This is a genomic window from Tolypothrix sp. PCC 7712 (genome assembly GCF_025860405.1).
Taxonomy (GTDB): Bacteria; Cyanobacteriota; Cyanobacteriia; order Cyanobacteriales; family Nostocaceae; genus Aulosira; species Aulosira diplosiphon.
Genome location: NZ_CP063785.1, coordinates 3,130,040 through 3,146,736 on the forward strand (window position 1 = coordinate 3,130,040; position 16,697 = coordinate 3,146,736).

At 41.6% G+C, this 16,697-nt stretch carries 20 protein-coding genes and 1 pseudogene; 12 read left to right on the forward strand and 9 right to left on the reverse strand.

Annotated elements, in window-relative coordinates:
* Window positions 1-27 precede the first annotated feature (27 nt).
* From HGR01_RS12885 to HGR01_RS12900, 4 genes are all read left to right on the forward strand, one after another.
* The gene (locus HGR01_RS12885) at window positions 28-1,734 is read left to right on the forward strand and encodes an N-acyl-D-amino-acid deacylase family protein (protein WP_045871588.1); all 1,707 of its coding nucleotides are present in this window, start codon (window positions 28-30) and stop codon (window positions 1,732-1,734) included.
* Window positions 1,735-1,860: 126 nt separating this feature from the next.
* Complete coding sequence (locus HGR01_RS12890) at window positions 1,861-2,139, forward strand: hypothetical protein (RefSeq protein ID WP_045871587.1); 279 nt, start codon at window positions 1,861-1,863, stop codon at window positions 2,137-2,139.
* A complete protein-coding gene (locus HGR01_RS12895; RefSeq protein ID WP_228045809.1) occupies window positions 2,132-2,287 on the forward strand; it encodes a type II toxin-antitoxin system RelE family toxin in 156 nt (51 codons plus the stop codon). The genes HGR01_RS12890 and HGR01_RS12895 overlap by 8 nt, the downstream gene beginning before the upstream one ends.
* A 27-nt stretch (window positions 2,288-2,314) precedes the next feature.
* Window positions 2,315-2,395: a type II toxin-antitoxin system RelE family toxin gene (locus HGR01_RS12900; protein ID WP_235623080.1), complete on the forward strand. Its 81-nt coding sequence runs from the start codon at window positions 2,315-2,317 to the stop codon at window positions 2,393-2,395.
* 89 nt (window positions 2,396-2,484) lie between these two features.
* Here HGR01_RS12900 and HGR01_RS12905 read toward each other — a convergent pair.
* Window positions 2,485-2,781 (reverse strand): annotated as a pseudogene (locus HGR01_RS12905) (type II toxin-antitoxin system RelE/ParE family toxin).
* Window positions 2,778-3,005: an addiction module protein gene (locus HGR01_RS12910; protein ID WP_045871586.1), complete on the reverse strand. Its 228-nt coding sequence runs from the start codon at window positions 3,003-3,005 to the stop codon at window positions 2,778-2,780. The pseudogene HGR01_RS12905 and the gene HGR01_RS12910 overlap by 4 nt, the downstream one beginning before the upstream one ends.
* 511 nt (window positions 3,006-3,516) lie before the next feature.
* Here HGR01_RS12910 and HGR01_RS12915 point away from each other — a divergent pair.
* A complete protein-coding gene (locus HGR01_RS12915) occupies window positions 3,517-3,954 on the forward strand; it encodes a rhodanese-like domain-containing protein (protein ID WP_063749835.1) in 438 nt (145 codons plus the stop codon).
* Window positions 3,955-4,793: 839 nt separating this feature from the next.
* On the opposite strand, the gene HGR01_RS12920 is transcribed toward HGR01_RS12915, so the two are convergent.
* From HGR01_RS12920 to acnB, 5 genes are all read right to left on the reverse strand, one after another.
* The gene (locus HGR01_RS12920; protein ID WP_045871584.1) at window positions 4,794-5,111 is read right to left on the reverse strand and encodes a DUF2973 domain-containing protein; all 318 of its coding nucleotides are present in this window, start codon (window positions 5,109-5,111) and stop codon (window positions 4,794-4,796) included.
* A gap of 283 nt (window positions 5,112-5,394) precedes the next feature.
* On the reverse strand, window positions 5,395-5,712 hold the full coding sequence (locus HGR01_RS12925; protein WP_045871583.1) for a DUF2605 domain-containing protein: 318 nt from the start codon (window positions 5,710-5,712) through the stop codon (window positions 5,395-5,397).
* Window positions 5,713-6,343: 631 nt separating this feature from the next.
* A complete protein-coding gene (locus tag HGR01_RS12930) occupies window positions 6,344-7,030 on the reverse strand; it encodes a PHP domain-containing protein (protein ID WP_045871582.1) in 687 nt (228 codons plus the stop codon).
* Between the two features lie 457 nt (window positions 7,031-7,487).
* Window positions 7,488-8,516 carry a phosphoribosylformylglycinamidine cyclo-ligase gene (purM, locus tag HGR01_RS12935; protein ID WP_045871581.1) on the reverse strand — a complete coding sequence of 343 codons (1,029 nt, stop codon included), beginning with the start codon at window positions 8,514-8,516 and terminating at the stop codon, window positions 7,488-7,490.
* Window positions 8,517-8,618: 102 nt separating this feature from the next.
* Complete coding sequence (gene acnB / locus HGR01_RS12940; protein WP_045871580.1) at window positions 8,619-11,249, reverse strand: bifunctional aconitate hydratase 2/2-methylisocitrate dehydratase; 2,631 nt, start codon at window positions 11,247-11,249, stop codon at window positions 8,619-8,621.
* Between the two features lie 287 nt (window positions 11,250-11,536).
* Here acnB and HGR01_RS12945 point away from each other — a divergent pair, with 287 nt between their 5' ends.
* The 5 genes from HGR01_RS12945 (at window position 11,537) to HGR01_RS12965 (ending at window position 14,255) form a co-directional block, all read left to right on the forward strand.
* Entirely contained in the window at window positions 11,537-11,854 is a 318-nt protein-coding gene (locus tag HGR01_RS12945; protein ID WP_045871579.1) for a 2Fe-2S iron-sulfur cluster-binding protein, read from the forward strand.
* A 121-nt stretch (window positions 11,855-11,975) separates the two neighbouring features.
* Entirely contained in the window at window positions 11,976-12,158 is a 183-nt protein-coding gene (locus HGR01_RS12950; RefSeq protein WP_045871578.1) for a hypothetical protein, read from the forward strand.
* Window positions 12,159-12,321: 163 nt separating this feature from the next.
* Window positions 12,322-13,389, forward strand: a complete 1,068-nt coding sequence (locus HGR01_RS12955) for a DUF3326 domain-containing protein (protein ID WP_045871577.1) — start codon at window positions 12,322-12,324, stop codon at window positions 13,387-13,389.
* 126 nt (window positions 13,390-13,515) lie between these two features.
* Window positions 13,516-14,097: a CPBP family intramembrane glutamic endopeptidase gene (locus tag HGR01_RS12960; protein ID WP_045871576.1), complete on the forward strand. Its 582-nt coding sequence runs from the start codon at window positions 13,516-13,518 to the stop codon at window positions 14,095-14,097.
* Window positions 14,094-14,255, forward strand: a complete 162-nt coding sequence (locus HGR01_RS12965) for a hypothetical protein (RefSeq protein WP_155539363.1) — start codon at window positions 14,094-14,096, stop codon at window positions 14,253-14,255. The genes HGR01_RS12960 and HGR01_RS12965 overlap by 4 nt, the downstream gene beginning before the upstream one ends.
* Here the strand turns inward: HGR01_RS12965 and purN are convergent.
* Together purN and HGR01_RS12975 are read right to left on the reverse strand one after the other, a co-directional pair.
* Window positions 14,214-14,888 (reverse strand): phosphoribosylglycinamide formyltransferase, encoded by a 675-nt coding sequence (gene purN, locus HGR01_RS12970; RefSeq protein WP_045871575.1) that lies wholly within the window; start codon window positions 14,886-14,888, stop codon window positions 14,214-14,216. The genes HGR01_RS12965 and purN overlap by 42 nt on opposite strands.
* Window positions 14,885-15,493, reverse strand: a complete 609-nt coding sequence (locus tag HGR01_RS12975) for a hypothetical protein (protein ID WP_263420030.1) — start codon at window positions 15,491-15,493, stop codon at window positions 14,885-14,887. Before HGR01_RS12975 ends, purN begins: the two co-directional genes overlap by 4 nt.
* A 62-nt stretch (window positions 15,494-15,555) precedes the next feature.
* On the opposite strand from HGR01_RS12975, the gene HGR01_RS12980 reads away from it, so the two are divergent.
* Together HGR01_RS12980 and HGR01_RS12985 are read left to right on the forward strand one after the other, a co-directional pair.
* Window positions 15,556-16,443 (forward strand): carbohydrate ABC transporter permease, encoded by an 888-nt coding sequence (locus HGR01_RS12980; RefSeq protein WP_045871574.1) that lies wholly within the window; start codon window positions 15,556-15,558, stop codon window positions 16,441-16,443.
* A 39-nt stretch (window positions 16,444-16,482) separates the two neighbouring features.
* Window positions 16,483-16,677, forward strand: a complete 195-nt coding sequence (locus HGR01_RS12985; protein WP_155539361.1) for a hypothetical protein — start codon at window positions 16,483-16,485, stop codon at window positions 16,675-16,677.
* The last annotated feature ends 20 nt before the right edge of the window (window positions 16,678-16,697 follow it).

Consider the following 16,697-nt stretch of genomic DNA (forward strand, 5'->3'; position numbering starts at 1 on the left):
AATGAGGTAATTTTTGCCAGTCACTATATGTTGGACTTGCTGATTCAAAACGGGTTGATTTTCGATGGTTTAGGATCTGCACCTATACGTGGGGATATTGGAATTCAAAATGGCCGGATTGTAGGTATTGCTCCTAGCTTATCTACCCCAGCGCGTGAAGTAGTTGATGCTGCTGGATTGTGGGTTACACCGGGATTTATCGATATTCATACACATTACGATTTAGAGTTAGAGATTGCACCAGGATTGAGCGAATCGGTGCGTCATGGTGTTACCAGCGTGGTGATTGGCAATTGCAGTTTATCTGTTGCCATTGGTGAAGCTCAAATGCTGGCAGATATTTTTCAGCGAGTCGAAACATTATCTCATCGGTTAATTGCCAAATGGTTGAACAAGTCAATATCTTGGCAAACACCAGCAGAATATTTACAGCATTTACAACAGTTACCACTAGGGCCAAATGTTGCGCCTTTATTTGGACATAGTGCTTTACGCGCTCACGTTATGGGGTTGGAACGCAGCTTAACCGTTCAGCCGAGCAGATTTGAGCTAAAACTGATGCAGCGCATAGCAGCAGATGCTTTAGACGCGGGATTTGTCGGGATTTCTATTGATATGTTTCCTTGGCATAGGATGAGTGGCGAATGGCAAGGTTATACAATTCCCTCACAACACGCGAAATTTAAAGAATATGCGATGCTGGCAAAGCTTTGTAAGCAGCGCGATCGCGTTTTTCAAGTCACTCCTAATTTACAAAAGCTGGCTTCTTTTGTAGAGATTCTGCGTATGGGTTCGGGGTTTGGCAAGCGACTGCGGCTAACTGTCCTCTCTGCTTTGGATGCTGTACATAATCGCCAACTCTGGCGCACATTTTCCCCTCTTCTATTCATTTGGAATCGGCTTCTTAATGGTAATGTGCGCTTTCAAACGCTAACAGAACCATTCACAATTTATTCTGATGGCCCTGTTACTCCCTTATTTGAAGAATTTGCAACAGGCGCACAACTAAATGGTTGTGAGTCACGCCAAGAAAGACAAAAATTATGGCAATCTGAAAGTTTTTGTCGTCAATTTCGTCAAGAATGGCTCAGTAAATGGCGAAATTCTTTTCATCGCCAGTTAGATTTGATAGAAGTTGTTGACTGTCCCGAAGCAAGTTGGCAAGGGTTGAGTTTTGCAGAAATTGCCCGCCAAAAGCAACAGGAACCTGTAGATTTGTTTATGCAGGCGTTGCAAGAATACGATACAGATTTGCGTTGGGTAGCAACAGGAGCCAACGATCGCTTAAAACCCCGTTTAGCGATGATGCAGCACCCGCATATTTTCCCTGGATTTACTGATGCTGGCGCTCATGTGCGTAACTTGGGATACTATGATGGCGCGTTGTCTTTGCTGAAGCAGGCTGTAACAACGAATTTTCTGACACCGGAAGCGGCGATTTTTCGAGTTACAGGAGAACCTGCAACTTGGTTTCGGCTGGATACGGGAGTGCTGAGAGTTGGTGCGAAAGCAGATATAGTTTTACTCAACCCCAATGCGCTCAATCAAGCAATCAGTCCTCAGGTGGAAATATTAGATCCTGTGTTGGATGGTGAACCTCGGATGGTGAAGCGCGGTTCAGATGAGATTGTGCAAGCGGTTTATATTAATGGAGTTCGGGTTATTTCTAAGGGAGAGGTGAGCGATCGCTTAGGGAGTGAAAGATTGGGAAGTATTTTGTCTCCGTTGTCATGAGAGTATGTCACGCAGACACAGAGAGTGCTATCAAAGAACTTGTTTGGATCGCATATTAAAGCAATATTTTCCGACAACTGCTTATCTTACAATAGACACTAAACCTTAAATTTGCTCTAGCAGGCGATGGACACTACAGATAATTCCCCTATTGAGGATAAAGAGTCAGAGGTTTTGGTATCTGTGACAGAACTACAGCGTCAGCTTAATGACTTACTCAAGCAACTATCGCCAGAACGATTACAGGTACTTGCTGATTTTGCGGCTTACTTAGCAAATGCTGAAAGCGAAGCAGCAACCCAAGAACTTTTGGCAATTTCTGGATTGTTAGAGCGAGTTAAGCAAAATCAAGCTACCTCTAAAAGCGAGTACAAAAATTGGAGAACCCTTCGTTCTGATGTATGAAGTTCTTCTCCATCCCGATGCCCAAAAGGTTTATATTAATGCTGACAAAGCCCTAGGAAAGAAAATTGCTCGATGTTTACAACAGCTAGAGCAAACTCCCCTGTTGCACCCCAACATTAAAGCCCTAAAAGGAGATTATGCAGGGTAATACCGCTACAGAATTGGGGATTACAGGGTGATCTATTCGATAGATGATGAACTCGCGCAGGTGTTTGTTGTGGCGATCGCCCATCGCAGTGAAGTTTATGAGTCATGAAGGTGATGAGCGATCGCTTAGGGCGTGAAAAATTGGGAAGCGTTTTGTCTCCGTTGTCATGAGAGTATTTCACGCAAAGGGAAGTTTGATTAAATTCTATGCAACCACTGTTTTGGATCGCGTTTTGCATGGAAGCAAGCAAGTACAAAAACAGTATCTTGCTCAAAAACGTAAAGAATGATGTATGGGAATCGACGGATTAATGCTCTTCTTACTTGTTTGTGGATGACTTGGTAAGCCTAGGGTTTTCGTGTAATTCCTGACAGACAAACATCAACTGCACGAACAAACTCAGAACCTAAACCGGAATTCTGGGATTCGTACCACTCAAAAGTATCCTGAATATCGTATTCTGCTTCTGGCTGAATAATCAGGTTATAGTTCATCGGGAAAAGCCTAACCGTTTTTTAACCTCTTCCCAACTAGAACCATTTGCGGGGTTTTTCTTGTAAATTTCTAAGCGCCGATCTAGTTCCTGTTGTTGCGCTTCACTCAAGGGAAGCTCCTCTTGCTGTTCTAAAATGCTATCCCATAAATCTTCAGCAAGTTGGATACGTTCTGCAACGCTGAGTTCAGAAATTTCAACTTTCAACAATGGATGGGAACTCATGAGTTCAGAGTGAGGGTTTAGCCTTTACCTAATATTACAGTATTGCGGCTTGAGGTGTGGGAAAGTTGCTAGCGATCGCATCCCAAAAGCTTATATAAAAAGTAGTATAATTATTTAGTATACAGTAATCAGCAATACTTCCTTTCTTTAATCCCTAACTGATAATTTTATTAATTAAAAATTGATTGTGACTGATAGAATTAAATTTTTGTTATCTGAATAATCCCAATTCAAATAGTGTTGGCGATAGATAAATCATGCGGAGGATATAGCACCGTTTCCTACATATCTGTAATATCTTTTTTTTAATTAGTATGATGTAATGACTAAACTAGAAATCATGTTGAGAAATAATCTATCTACGGCATGATGAAGATAACTTCTTAATCGCTTTATAGTATTTTAACGATGCCCACGTTAAGATTGATGCGGCAAGTATGATAACTCGCTAAAGTAATACTAAAAATTGCGATCGCTTGTGTTAAATCTATTAAAAATTTGCATCAGAATCATGTTTCCTGCTGTGAATTCCATTACGACAGCAGAATTTGCTAAATGGCGATCGGATTCTGCCAAGCTACAACCTTTAGTGCTAGATGCACGCAGTCCAGCAGAGTATGGAGTCAGTCATCTCAAATCAGCAATACGTATCGATCCGATTATTTTACACTCAAAAAAGGCTTTGAGGATTTCAAAAGATAGCCCTATTGTTGTGTACTGTTCAATTGGTTATCGTAGTGCCAAAATTGCTCAACAGCTTCAAAAGCAAGGTTTTACCTCTATTTATAACTTAAGCGGAGGTATTTTTGAGTGGGCAAATGAAGGACGACCTATTTTTAAAGATGACAACCATCAAACAGAGTTTGTGCATCCTTATGATGCAAAATGGGGAAAAATGCTGAAAGCTAATTACCATCCTCAAAATTGCTCTTATCTCGCTTCTCGATGACAACAAAGCGGCAAAGGAGAGAAAGATAATTAGCAAAAAATGATAGCTTTGCTCCTCGACTTGTTTTTTGAGTTGGATGGATGATGAAACCCCAATACGGTTCGGATAAGTATTTTGCATCTCTCTCGTGATTTGGGAAAAGGGTAATGGGAAAAGGGTAAGGGTGAATTCAATCCTTTTCCCCTTTTCCCTTTCCCCCTTAACCGAACTGTATTGGGCACTGCCTTGTCTTTACAATTATCTGTACCTCACCAACTTGCAATCTGCTGTAAGATTTACTTTATAAATAAATACAGTTCAGTTCAGTTAAGAAAATTAATTGATAACAAAACCAAAAAACTAGTTATTCAACAACAAAACAGAACAATCATTTTGGAGGGGGTTTGGGGGACGCAACCGTCACCCAATCGGGGGTTTGGGGGAGAATCCCCCAATTCTTCTAGCTTCTTTAATAAGTGACCGAAGCGATTTTAGATTTTAGATTTTAGATTTTGGATTAAATGAAAATTTGAAATCTAAAATATTTGGTCTCAAGCCTCTGGGTTAACCCAGAAGAAAAACAAAAATTTTTCAATATTTAAGCCTCTTCTTTATAAGGAGAGGTTAATCCAAAAGACGCTCGCGGACTCGCTAACGCTGCGCTATCGTAAATCCACGCATCCAAAATTGAATGACAAATCAATGGCTAATAAGCTTAACTGAACTGTATTACTTTATAAATGGTCTCTAATTATTTTTATCTCCAAACTCCATAAAAAAAGAAAGAAGATGTAAAAATATCTTCTTTCTTGACCTTTTATTTAATGAATTAATCTTCGCTCAGGACTGAGTACTCCGAGTTAACCTTCTTCTTGATTCTCAACTTTACGGCCAGGAGAAGATTCATACAAAGCATCTAGCTGTTGGCGCGCATCTTCGACGTTGATTGACCGCATCACTAATAATGGTTCTTTAATTAAGTTACCTGCATTATCTAATAATTCTGGATGTGGCGGAAAATGCTTGTTAACTGAGGGATAGCCATATCTCCCCTGGTTTCTAGTTGCTGGATAATTGCGCTCTCGATCAAAACTAAACATGATCAGATTGCGAATTAAATTAGCAACAGCGATAACGGCAAGAATTGTAAAAGCAAGAATGTAAAGCAGGTGTAACATCGGGTTATCCTCCAGAGGAAGCAAGTTCTAAAAGTTTTTACTGTAACTTTTCGCTTTACTAGTAATTAAAATTACATATAGAGCGAATGGCTGAAGCACATTGATATGTCTAGGTTTCGCAGGGGGGAATGTATTGACCGTTATCCAAACCACGGTAGCATGTTATACATTTTTTTCTGTTTTATTCAAAATTTATTAAGGATTGATTACTAAATATCGAACTGAAATATTGCGTTGCTTTTTTAATTAAGTCTACCGAACTTAATGAAAAAAAACTTCACTCTCACACATCTCTTTCTTTATGGAAGCGTATTGCCACTTTCCAGCATTCTGTCACTAATTCGTGCCAAGGCTTAATTGTTGCCATTTCAATACCAACTTGCCCATCAGTTGCACTGAACATCATCTTTGCTGTATTGAGTTCATCCTGGGCTTGCTGGATTCTGAGAAGCAAGTCTGATTTGTCTTGCTCACTCATAAATGAAATTTGCTCGGTTTCGAGAAATTTACGCGATCGCGTAAACCAATACTGAAAATCCTCTAACAGAGGTTCCAATAAAGCTTTGAGCACTTCAGCCCCTGGTAAATTTGAGTCTCGCATAAATGAGAAGCATACGTCTATCTTTCTTTATAATATTAACCTTATTTACAATTCTTAATATTATATTTTAACCCCTCCCCAGATAGATGTAAAGGAGATTGTAGCTTATGATACTTTTTTCTATTTTATCCTTATTCCCAAAGATTTGCATAGATCCTCCAATGAGAATGTTGCAAGTGAAATAATTATAGAAGCAAGAAAAAGTCAACTGCGATCGTTGTAAGGTAAATTCACTCGCAGGATAGATTCTAATATTAAAGATATATTGAGAATTTTTGATTTTATGTAATTAGCAAGTAAGTTTATGTTGATCCCCTATGGAAAGTTCCTACAATTCCTGGCGCGTAGTGTCTTTTAGCCTGTAGGTTGTGTTGAGTATAAGTGAAGTCAACCTACTTCTGCAAAATGCCAAAAAGTCTCACTCAATACTTTTAATTAAAAATCAAAAATCTAAAATTAAAATATTAAAGGCAAAATAATACGAATACAAAATTAAAATAAGTAAAATTGCTGGGAATTGCTAGAACTGTTTGCAGTACACAAGCTTAACCTAAAATCTAAAATTCCAACTTGGTATAACTCCCCTGGCTTAGAGAACCAGGAGTGTTAAACAAAATGCCTACCTGCATGATTACAAACGCTGGAGTATGTTTAAACCGTGGGTATCAGTACCGCAGGTATTGTAAAGACTATATTCGTTAGCCAAATGTTGTATTTGTTCTGATTCTAAAGAACTTGGTCTCCAAGGGTTCGGGTTATTGTAAGCGTAGAAAGTTTCTACACCATCGATTCCCCTTTCCGCAGCAGCAGGAATTAAATCTAAGTGCGATCGCCTAAAGCGTGCTGGGTGAGCTAATACTGCTAATCCCCCCGCCTCATGAATCGCAGCAATGACGTTATTTGCTTGGTATTCTGCGCCTGTTGTGGCTTTTCTTTGCAAATAAGGTTTCATGCTATGGTGTTCTGGCTGGAAAGAGTAAGCCAGAATATGAACTTCTACATCTAAAAGGTTGGCATTAATTTCTACACCAGTCCACAGATGGGGAGCGCTTGCACCCGGATTATTCCACTTCCAGTCTTCTAACCAAGCTTTGGCAACTTGGTATCCACCAATACTATGATGATCGGTGATTGCTAGTCCTTGTAAACCAATAGCGATCGCCTGTTCCATCAATGTATTTGGCTGCAATCTGCCATCAGAGTGAACAGTATGTATATGAAAATTAAATGACCTCGGACAACTTTGAGCATTAATATTTTGGAATACTTGCTTTAAAATTTCCGTGGAAGCTGAAGTCCGAGCAAAATTTACAACCATAACCCCTCAAAGACAAAATACATTGTTCTCAACACAGGAACACGCCGCATATTTCTAGATGAAAAACCACTAACACCATAAGCTAGTGTCAGTATTTTCTCGAATTCGACCGCAAATTTTTCAATATGTTAAGACTACGTTAGCAAATCTCAACGCTGACGGGCATGAGTATTTTCGATTGCATTTATCAGCATAGGTAACAAATAAGTCGAAACACTTATTCATTCCATAGAGATTAGTTGACAGGTGACTGCAACAGTTAACAGTCAACCGTCAACTATCAACACAATTCAATATGCTTTGTTCGATGTGCAACAGCCGATCAATGTTCAATATTTTTCGGTTAAGGGTAAAAAAGCGAAGGGGAAAGGGAAAAGAAGATATCTTTAACCTTTTCCCCAAACCCAATGGTGATGTAAAAATGCTTAACTGCGTAGTATTGGATGAATATTGTGATTTAATCAAGCAATCCGACTAATGAATTATCACCAGTAATTACTTCACCAATGGCAAAAGTAGGAATATCTTGTGATTGAAAGAAGGTTATTACTTGGTCAGCGCTATTTGGTGGGACTAATAGCACATAGCCAATACCCATATTGAAGGTATTATACATTGCTTCATCGTTCACTCCTCCAGCTTCGGCTATCCACTGAAATAGTGGAGGAGTTATCAAATTATGGCGATTGATTTTAATTGCTTGACCTTTGCTTAAACATCTGGGTAAATTTTCTGGCAAACCACCACCTGTAATGTGTGCCATACCGTGAATTTCTAAACTAGCTTGACGTGCAGCTAGGATAGGTTTGACATAAATGCGCGTCGGTTTGAGGAAAGCTTCTCCAATGGTTTCGCCACCTAATGATTCTGGGCGTTCATTCCAATCGAATTTGTGATCGCTCACAATCTTTCGTACTAAACTTAAGCCATTACTATGCACACCAGAACTAGCAAGAGCGATCGCAACATCTCCTACTTGTACCTGGGAACCATCAAGCATTTGGCTTTTTTCTACAATCCCTACACAAAATCCCGCCAAATCATACTCACCGACTTGGTAAAAACCTGGCATTTCTGCGGTTTCTCCCCCCAGCAAAGCACAACCAGCTTGCTGACACCCAGCCGCAATTCCTGCAACTACCTCAGTTAATTGCTCTTTATCCAGCTTACCTGTTGCCAGATAATCTAAAAAAAACAGCGGTTCGGCTCCAGATGTCAGTACATCATTAACGCACATCGCCACCAAATCAATACCTACAGTATCGTGGCGGTTAAGAACTTGAGCAATTTTGAGCTTTGTCCCAACACCATCTGTTCCAGAGACTAATACTGGTTCCTGATAACCCCCTGGAAGCTGAAAACAACCACCAAAACCACCTAGTCCCCCAAGTACTTCTTTTCTAAAAGTACTGTGAACCAAATTGCGAATTTTATCTACAAAGGCTCGCCCAGCCTCAACATCTACCCCAGCGTCCCGATAATCCATTCCTGACTGCTTCCTGACGGCACTGTTTTCAATTCACTCTAGTTAAGTAGAGTAAAGCTTTAACAACCTTGAGGTGAGCCATTAAGACTCACCCAAGTTAAACTATACCAACAAAGCCTGCTGTTCTATAGAAATCACGCGCCCTTCATCCTCAAAACCCGCAATTTGATCGAAGTTCAAATACCGATATAAATTGTCGGCAAAAGGATGAATTTTATTCGCCACAATATCCAAGTATTCTTGTACTGTGGGAATGCGTCCTAACAATGCACAAACTGCGGCTAATTCGGCAGAACCTAAATACACTCTTGCACCTTTACCCATGCGATTATTAAAGTTGCGGGTAGAGGTGGAAAATACAGTTGTGCCATCAGCAACTCGTGCTTGATTACCCATGCATAAACTACATCCTGGCATTTCTGTCCTAGCACCCGCAGCACCAAAAATGCTATATACACCTTCTTCTTTTAATTGGTGTTCGTCCATGCGGGTTGGGGGTGCTATCCACAGGCGTGTTTTGACTTCACCTGCGCCTTCCAATACTTTCGCTGTTGCGCGATAATGACCGATATTTGTCATACAAGAACCAAGGAATACTTCTTGTACTGGATCATTAGCAACTTCCGATAATAATTTTACATTATCGGGGTCATTGGGAGCAGCAACAATTGGTTCTTTGATTTCGTTCAAATCAATTTCAATTATTTCGGCATACTCGGCATCTGCATCAGCTTCAAGTAATACGGGATTGGCTAACCATTCTTCCATTTTGGCGATGCGGCGGAGAATAGTACGCTCATCGTGGTAGCCTCTGGCTATCATATTCTTTAACAGCGAGATGTTAGAACGCAGATATTCAGCAATTGTTTCTGTACTCAGTTTAATTGTGCAACCGGCACAGGAACGTTCTGCTGATGCATCTGTTAATTCAAAGGCTTGTTCAACTTTTAAATCGGGTAAGCCTTCCAGTTCTAAAATCCGTCCTGAGAAGATATTTTTCTTGTTTTCTTTCTCTACTGTTAGCAATCCTTTTTGAATGGCGACGTAGGGAATAGCGTTAACAATATCTCTGAGGGTAATACCTGGTTGTAATTCTCCTTTGAATCTTACCAAAACTGATTCTGGCATATCCAAAGGCATGACACCTAAAGCGGCGGCAAAGGCTACTAACCCGGAACCTGCGGGGAAGGAAATACCTAGGGGAAAGCGGGTGTGAGAGTCGCCACCTGTACCGACGGTGTCGGGTAGCAGCATCCGGTTTAGCCAAGAGTGAATGATACCATCACCGGGGCGTAGGGCTACGCCACCACGTTGGGCAAAAAAGTCTGGTAAGTCGTGGTGAGTTTTGATATCTACTGGTTTGGGATAAGCTGCGGTGTGACAGAAACTCTGCATTACCAAATCAGCGCTGAAACCAAGACAGGCGAGTTCCTTTAACTCGTCGCGGGTCATGGGGCCTGTGGTATCTTGGGAACCAACAGTTGTCATGATGGGTTCGCAAGATGTACCAGGGCGCACACCGGCTAATCCGCAAGCTTTCCCTACCATTTTTTGGGCGAGGGTGTAGCCTTTACCTGTATCTTCCGGTGCTTGGGGACGAATAAATAAGATGCTGGGTTCTAAACCGAGTGCTTGGCGGGTTTTGTCGGTGAGGGTACGCCCAATTAATAAAGGAATACGTCCACCTGCACGGACTTCATCAAGGATGGTATCGGGTTTGAGGTTGAAGGTGGAAATCACATCACCTGCTTCGTTGGTGATTTCGCCTTTGTAGGGATGGATGGTAATCACGTCACCTGTTTCTAACTTGGTGACATCACACTGAATTGGCAAAGCACCAGCATCTTCAGCTGTATTAAAGAAGATTGGCGCGATCGCACCACCTAAAATATATCCCCCAGCGCGTTTGTTGGGAACAAAGGGAATATCATTACCCATGTGCCACAATACGGAATTGATGGCAGATTTCCGGGAGGAACCCGTACCCACTACATCCCCGACGTAAGCCACAGGATGTCCTTTTTTCTTTAAATCGGCAATGGTTTTTAAGCTTCCCGGTTGCCGTGACTCTAGCATCACTAAGGCGTGTAAGGGAATATCCGGGCGAGTGGTAGCACTTTGGGCGGGGGATAAGTCGTCGGTGTTGGTTTCCCCAGGAACTTTGAAGACTGTAACGGTAATTGTCTCTGGGAGTTGGGGACGAACAGTAAACCACTCAGCTTCCGCCCATGAATCTATGACGCGTTTGGCATAGGGATTGGTTTTGGATAGTTCCAAAACATCATGGAAAGCATCATACACCAACAAAATTTTGCTGAGAGCGTTGGCGGCATAAGCAGCGATGGGTTCCTTTCCTTGTCCCTGCATGACTAAAGGAGTTTCAGCAGAGTCTGATACAGAGACAGTGGGAGTTTGCAGCAATTCAATTAAAGATTGCACATTGTAGCCACCTACCATCGTTCCCAGTAATTCTACTGCTTGGATGGGTGAAATTAAGGGGCTTTTGGTTTCACCTTTGGCAATGGCTGTGAGAAACCCTGCTTTGACATAAGCTGCGGCATCAACTCCAGGGGGTATGCGATCGCGCAATAAATGCAATAATGTATCTTCTTCACCCTTGGGCGGATTCTTCAGTAATTCGCACAACTGGGAAGTTTGCTTGGCATCTAGCGGTAAGGGGGGAATTCCTAATTCAGCTCTTTCTACAACGTGTTGACGATATGATTCCAACATTCTACACTCCAAGATATTAGCCAAAAATGGTTTTAGTGTTTATAATCACTGCCTATATTTCAGGAGAACTCAAGCTTACAAGTCTTCTTTCACGGTATCAACTGGTAATGAGTCTCCCTACTTGAAGTTTTTGGTCTGGCCAGGACTTATAATTATCACTGTATAGCTACTTCTGCCAATAAATCTATTTGAAAATAATTTTTGGGTTGGCATTTCTCGACTTGGTTGTGTGTCTATTCATCAGATAAAATATTTCCTTTGTTAGTTAAATTACATTCTTTTTGTATATGTCCAAAACATACACCGTTGAAATCATCCATCAAGGTGAGAGCCACACTTTACAAGTCCCTGAAAATGAAACTATCTTAGCAGTTGCCGATCAAGCTGGTTTAGAATTACCTAGTTCTTGTCATGCAGGTGTTTGTACAACTTGCGCGGGTAAAATTATCTCCGGTTCTGTGGATCAAACTGATGGTATGGGCGTTAGTCCAAATTTACAAAAACAAGGTTACGTGTTGCTTTGTGTAGCTAAACCTCTGTCTGATATCAAATTGGAAACAGAACAAGAAGATACACTTTATCAGTTGCAATTTGGCAAAGACTAATTAAAGAATGAAGTATAAAGGCTAAAGGATGAAAATTTGACAGAAATTTCTCTTTTAATACTTCATCCTTTATGCTGATATCAGTTATTCTAGAAAGCAATAATAACAAGGATAGGCGAGAATGACTACTCATTTTATTACCGCAGAAATTGACCTCCAAGAAACTCCTACAGAGTTAGAGCAAGCAATCGCCGCAGAATTAGAAAAACAGGGTGAACCTTTACGTTGGGCAATTACCTCTGTGGATACAGAACAGGAAAAGGTTACTGTAGAAGCTGTAGTGACTACAGCAACTGCAGAATAATTACTAATTCGTAATTCGTAAGTCGTAATTTAGAGAACAGTATCAGACCCTTGATTTAGCAATCGAGAAGTTAAACACATGGTGATGAATGTTTTAAAAACCGCGTGTCTGAAAGCATAGGAAAATAATTACGAATTACGAATTATTAATTACGAACTATTTTATGCAACGTCCATATACTGCTATTTTAATTGTACCTACTGGTGTGGGTGCAGCCATCGGGGGTTATGCAGGGGATGCTTTACCTGTAGCCAGAGTTATATCACAGGTGTGCGATCGCCTAATTACTCACCCTAATGTCCTCAATGGTGCAAGTTTGTACTGGAATTTACCCAATACTTTTTATGTGGAAGGTTACGGGTTGGACAAATTTGCTGCGGGAGAATGGGGTTTGCGCCCTGTACATAGAAATAAAATAGGTTTACTTTTAGACCAGGGAATAGAGCCAGAATTAAGGCTGCGACACTTGCAAGCAGCAGATGCAGCCAGAGCTACATTAGGCTTAACCCTGACAGATTATGTTGTAACAGATACGCCACTAAATATAGAATTACGCACATCGCCATCTGGTATTAGTTGGGGGACAATTGGTAACCCCGATAGTTTATTAAGAGCAGCAGAAGTATTAATTAAACAAGCGGGTGCAGATGCGATCGCAGTAGTAGCCCGTTTCCCTGATGATATGGAAGCAGAAGCCGTGGAAAACTACCGCCAAGGTAAAGGCGTAGATACCTTAGCTGGCGCAGAAGCCGTCATCAGTCATTTAATTGTACGTACTTTTCAAATACCCTGCGCCCATGCTCCAGCTTTAGCCTCATTCCCCCCAGATGCGAATTTATCTCCCCGTTCTGCCGCCGAAGAATTAGGCTATACTTTTTTACCGTGTGTACTTGTCGGTTTAAGTCGCGCACCACAATTTATCATAGAGAAAGGAACAATCAAATATCTACCAGAAGATATTTGGTCAGAGCAAGTTGATGCTGCAATAATACCAGCAACCGCTTGTGGTAGTAGTGCAATTTTGCGCTTAAATCAGAAGCAATGCCAAATTATTACTGTTGCAGAAAACCAAACTCAAATCCAAGTTCCTCCAGAACCTTTAGGGATCAAGTCCATACAGGTAAACTCATATTTAGAAGCAGTAGGTGTTTTAGCAGCACACAAAGCAGGTGTCGATCCCTCTGCTCTCCGTCCGCAAATAAATTCTCTACAGCAACTTGTTATTAGTTAAGAGTCAAGAGTCAAAAGTCAAAATTAATAAATTATTTCTTCCATAATCCCCAATCTCCATTACCCCTTATCCCCAGAGGGGGCCCCGAGTTCCCCAATCCCCAATCCCCAATTCCCCTAAACACCCGTGGTTGAACAACAAAAACAAGAACCAGAAATTCCTTACCTAACACGCATCCAAGTATTGGGAGCGATGGGAGCGACTGCAATTATTTTGTGGATAGTTGCTAAATTGTGGTTGCGCTTTGGTGGCTTTTCCCTATTTCCTTGGCGTTGGAATGAAACTGATTTGCTTTTGGGGGTGGGATTAGGATTAATTATCACTATTGTGAGTGGCTTAACTTATCGCTTTGTGCCAGCCTACCGTAAAAGCGCAGATTATTATCTAGATTTGGTACTCAAGCCTTTAATTTTACCAGATATTATTTGGCTGGGATTGCTACCGGGATTAAGTGAAGAATTATTATTTCGAGGTGTAATGATTCCCGCCTTAGGAGCGGATCATGTCGCTGTGATTGTATCAAGCCTTTGCTTTGGGGTATTGCATCTGAGTGGCTCTCAACAATGGCCTTATGTGATTTGGGCAACTATTGTTGGTTTAATGCTAGGCTATGGTGCGCTATTGAGTGGCAATTTGCTAGTGCCAATTATTGCCCATGTGATGACGAATTTGATTTCTAGTTATTTGTGGAAGTTGCGAAAAGTATGAAAAACTCCATCCCCTTGTGGGTGGAGTTTTTGGGCATGGGGAATCGGGCATGGGGCATGGCGAAGAAATTACCAATGCCCAATGCCCCAAGCGGCGGGGCGGCTGTCCCTCTCCGTTTAAGCATGATTGAGGATGAGCGATCGCCTGTGTGCGGCTAGTGCGATCGCCTGTGGTAAAATTCGGTGTTCCTCAACTTGAATCCTGGCGTGAAGCGTTGCTGCGGTATCATCTGCTAACACTGGTACTGCTGCTTGGATGATAATAGGGCCGCTGTCTACTTCTAAACATACTAAATGCACCGTACAACCAGTAATTTTTACCCCAGCCGCCAAAGCTTGTTCTACCGCATGAATACCTTTGAAACTTGGTAGCAAGCTGGGATGAATATTAATAATTCTGTCAGGAAAAGCATCAATTAATACTGGTGTTAATAGCCGCATCCAGCCAGCTAAAATTACCCAATCTACATCGTACTGCTGCAAAGTCTGTACAATTTGCCCATCAAACTTTTGTCGATTTTTGCAATCGCGGTGATTCAACAATACCGCCTCTACACCCCAATTCGCTGCCCGCACAGCAGCCTTAGCATCAGGGTTGTTGTAAATCAAAACTTGAATTTGGGCGTTTAGCTGTCCGCCTGCAATAGCTTGGGCTACCGCCTCAAAATTGCTGCCATTTCCTGAGGCGAGAATGCCTAATTTTAAAGGAGTGCTGGTTTTTAAGACCTCATGAGAAATGTTGGGCGAAATCAAACTAGTTGTAGCAGTATCGATTGTAGAATTATTACTCATATTTGCGGGTTAATAAACTTGGTATTCTCCGGTAGCTTCGTGGTATCGGAAACTTTGGTGAATAGGGTGGCTGTCCCAGAGAAAGCTGTTGGTCGTGGTTTACCAGGGTCGGTATTATCTAATTGCAACCGCAGTTGACCATCAGCTGTAAATTCAAAAATTGTCAGAACTGGTTGTTTTTCTTTAGCGACTATGACATTTAAATGCATTGGTTGGGCTGTCGGGTTGATTTGATATTGAAATTCCACAGCTACAGAAGTTTTTGTATCAGGCGACAGAACATATAATTTACCATCTGGCGAGAACATAAAAGTTAGCGTCACAGGTGATGAAGGGTCTTTAGTTTGCCATTCACCGATTAATTTTTGAGCAATGGGGTTTGTAGACTGTTCTGTAGGCGCTGGATTAGGAATTGGTGTAGGTATCGCCTGATTTGTAGGTGCTGGATTAGGAATTGGTACTTTTGCAGGTTCAGCCAGCACAGCTGTATTGAGTGTCATCGATAATGCTATAAGTACGCTAGAGGTCAGCTTTGTGCTGGCGATCGCAATTTTGCCAAAGTAGGGGAAAATGTGAGGCATTCGTTTGAGCCAAATAGAATTCACAGGATCTTAGCAGTACCTCTGCGTCGAATCACACCCTACCGCATTCAACAGCCAAAACCGCTATGAAAACATCCCGTTCCTCTCAGATGCAACTGCTAGATAATGATACAGTTGCCGCCTGGGTTTTTCTCACACCCGCACTGATTTTACTAGGTCTGTTTATCATTTGGCCGATCGCCTATTTGTTTTATCTCAGTTTTACAGCTGGTAGTTTTACCTCAAAAGGTACTTATCTCGTCGGCTTCAAAAATTATTGGCGCTTGCTGTTAAATTCCGATTTTTGGCAAGTTTTGGCTAATACCGCTTATTTTACGATTGCCACAGTAATTCCCAGTTTAGTGATTCCCCTAGGGCTAGCAGTACTATTAAATCGTTCTTTGGCTTTACGAGGCATCATCCGCAGCGCCTATTTTCTACCTTCAATTATTTCCTTAGTAGCTGCTGGCTTAGGATTTCGCTGGCTATTTCAAACCACTGGCCCCGTTAACGGATTTTTAAATATATTTGGCATTCCATCGATTCCTTGGTTAGGGGATACGTTTTGGGCTATGCCAGTACTTATTTTACTGAGTATTTGGAAACAACTCGGCTTTAATATGGTGGTGTTTTTAGCAGGGTTACAAGCTATTCCCCCCAGCCGTTACGAAGCTGCGGAATTGGATGGCGCAGATGGCTGGCAACAATTTTGGCATATCACCCTCCCCGGATTGCGACCAACTTTAATATTTGCGATTATTACCACTGCTATTTTTACCTTGCGGAGTTTTGAGCAAGTTTACGTAATTACAGGCGGCGGGCCGTTAAATTCAACGAATTTGCTAGTTTATTACATCTATCAAGAAGCTTTTGGTCAATTTGATTTTGGTTATGCAGCCGCAGCCGCAACGGTGTTATTAGCAGTAACTCTAGTTTTGGTGTATTTGCAATTGCGAACTTGGGGAGAAGAGTAGGTAATGGGGAATGGGGAATGGGGAATGGGGAATGGGTAATTGGTAATTGGTAATTGGTGTTTGGTTTTTCCCCTGTCTCCCAATGCCCAATGCCCAATGCCCTATGCCCAATGCCCTATGCCCAATGCCCAATGCCCAATGCCCTATGCCCCATGCCCCATGCCCCACATAAAACACAAGTTGATACAGCTGACAATCTGTCCCAGGATGTGTATCCTAGTTGAGGATTATTAACTTACTGCAATATTTAACGC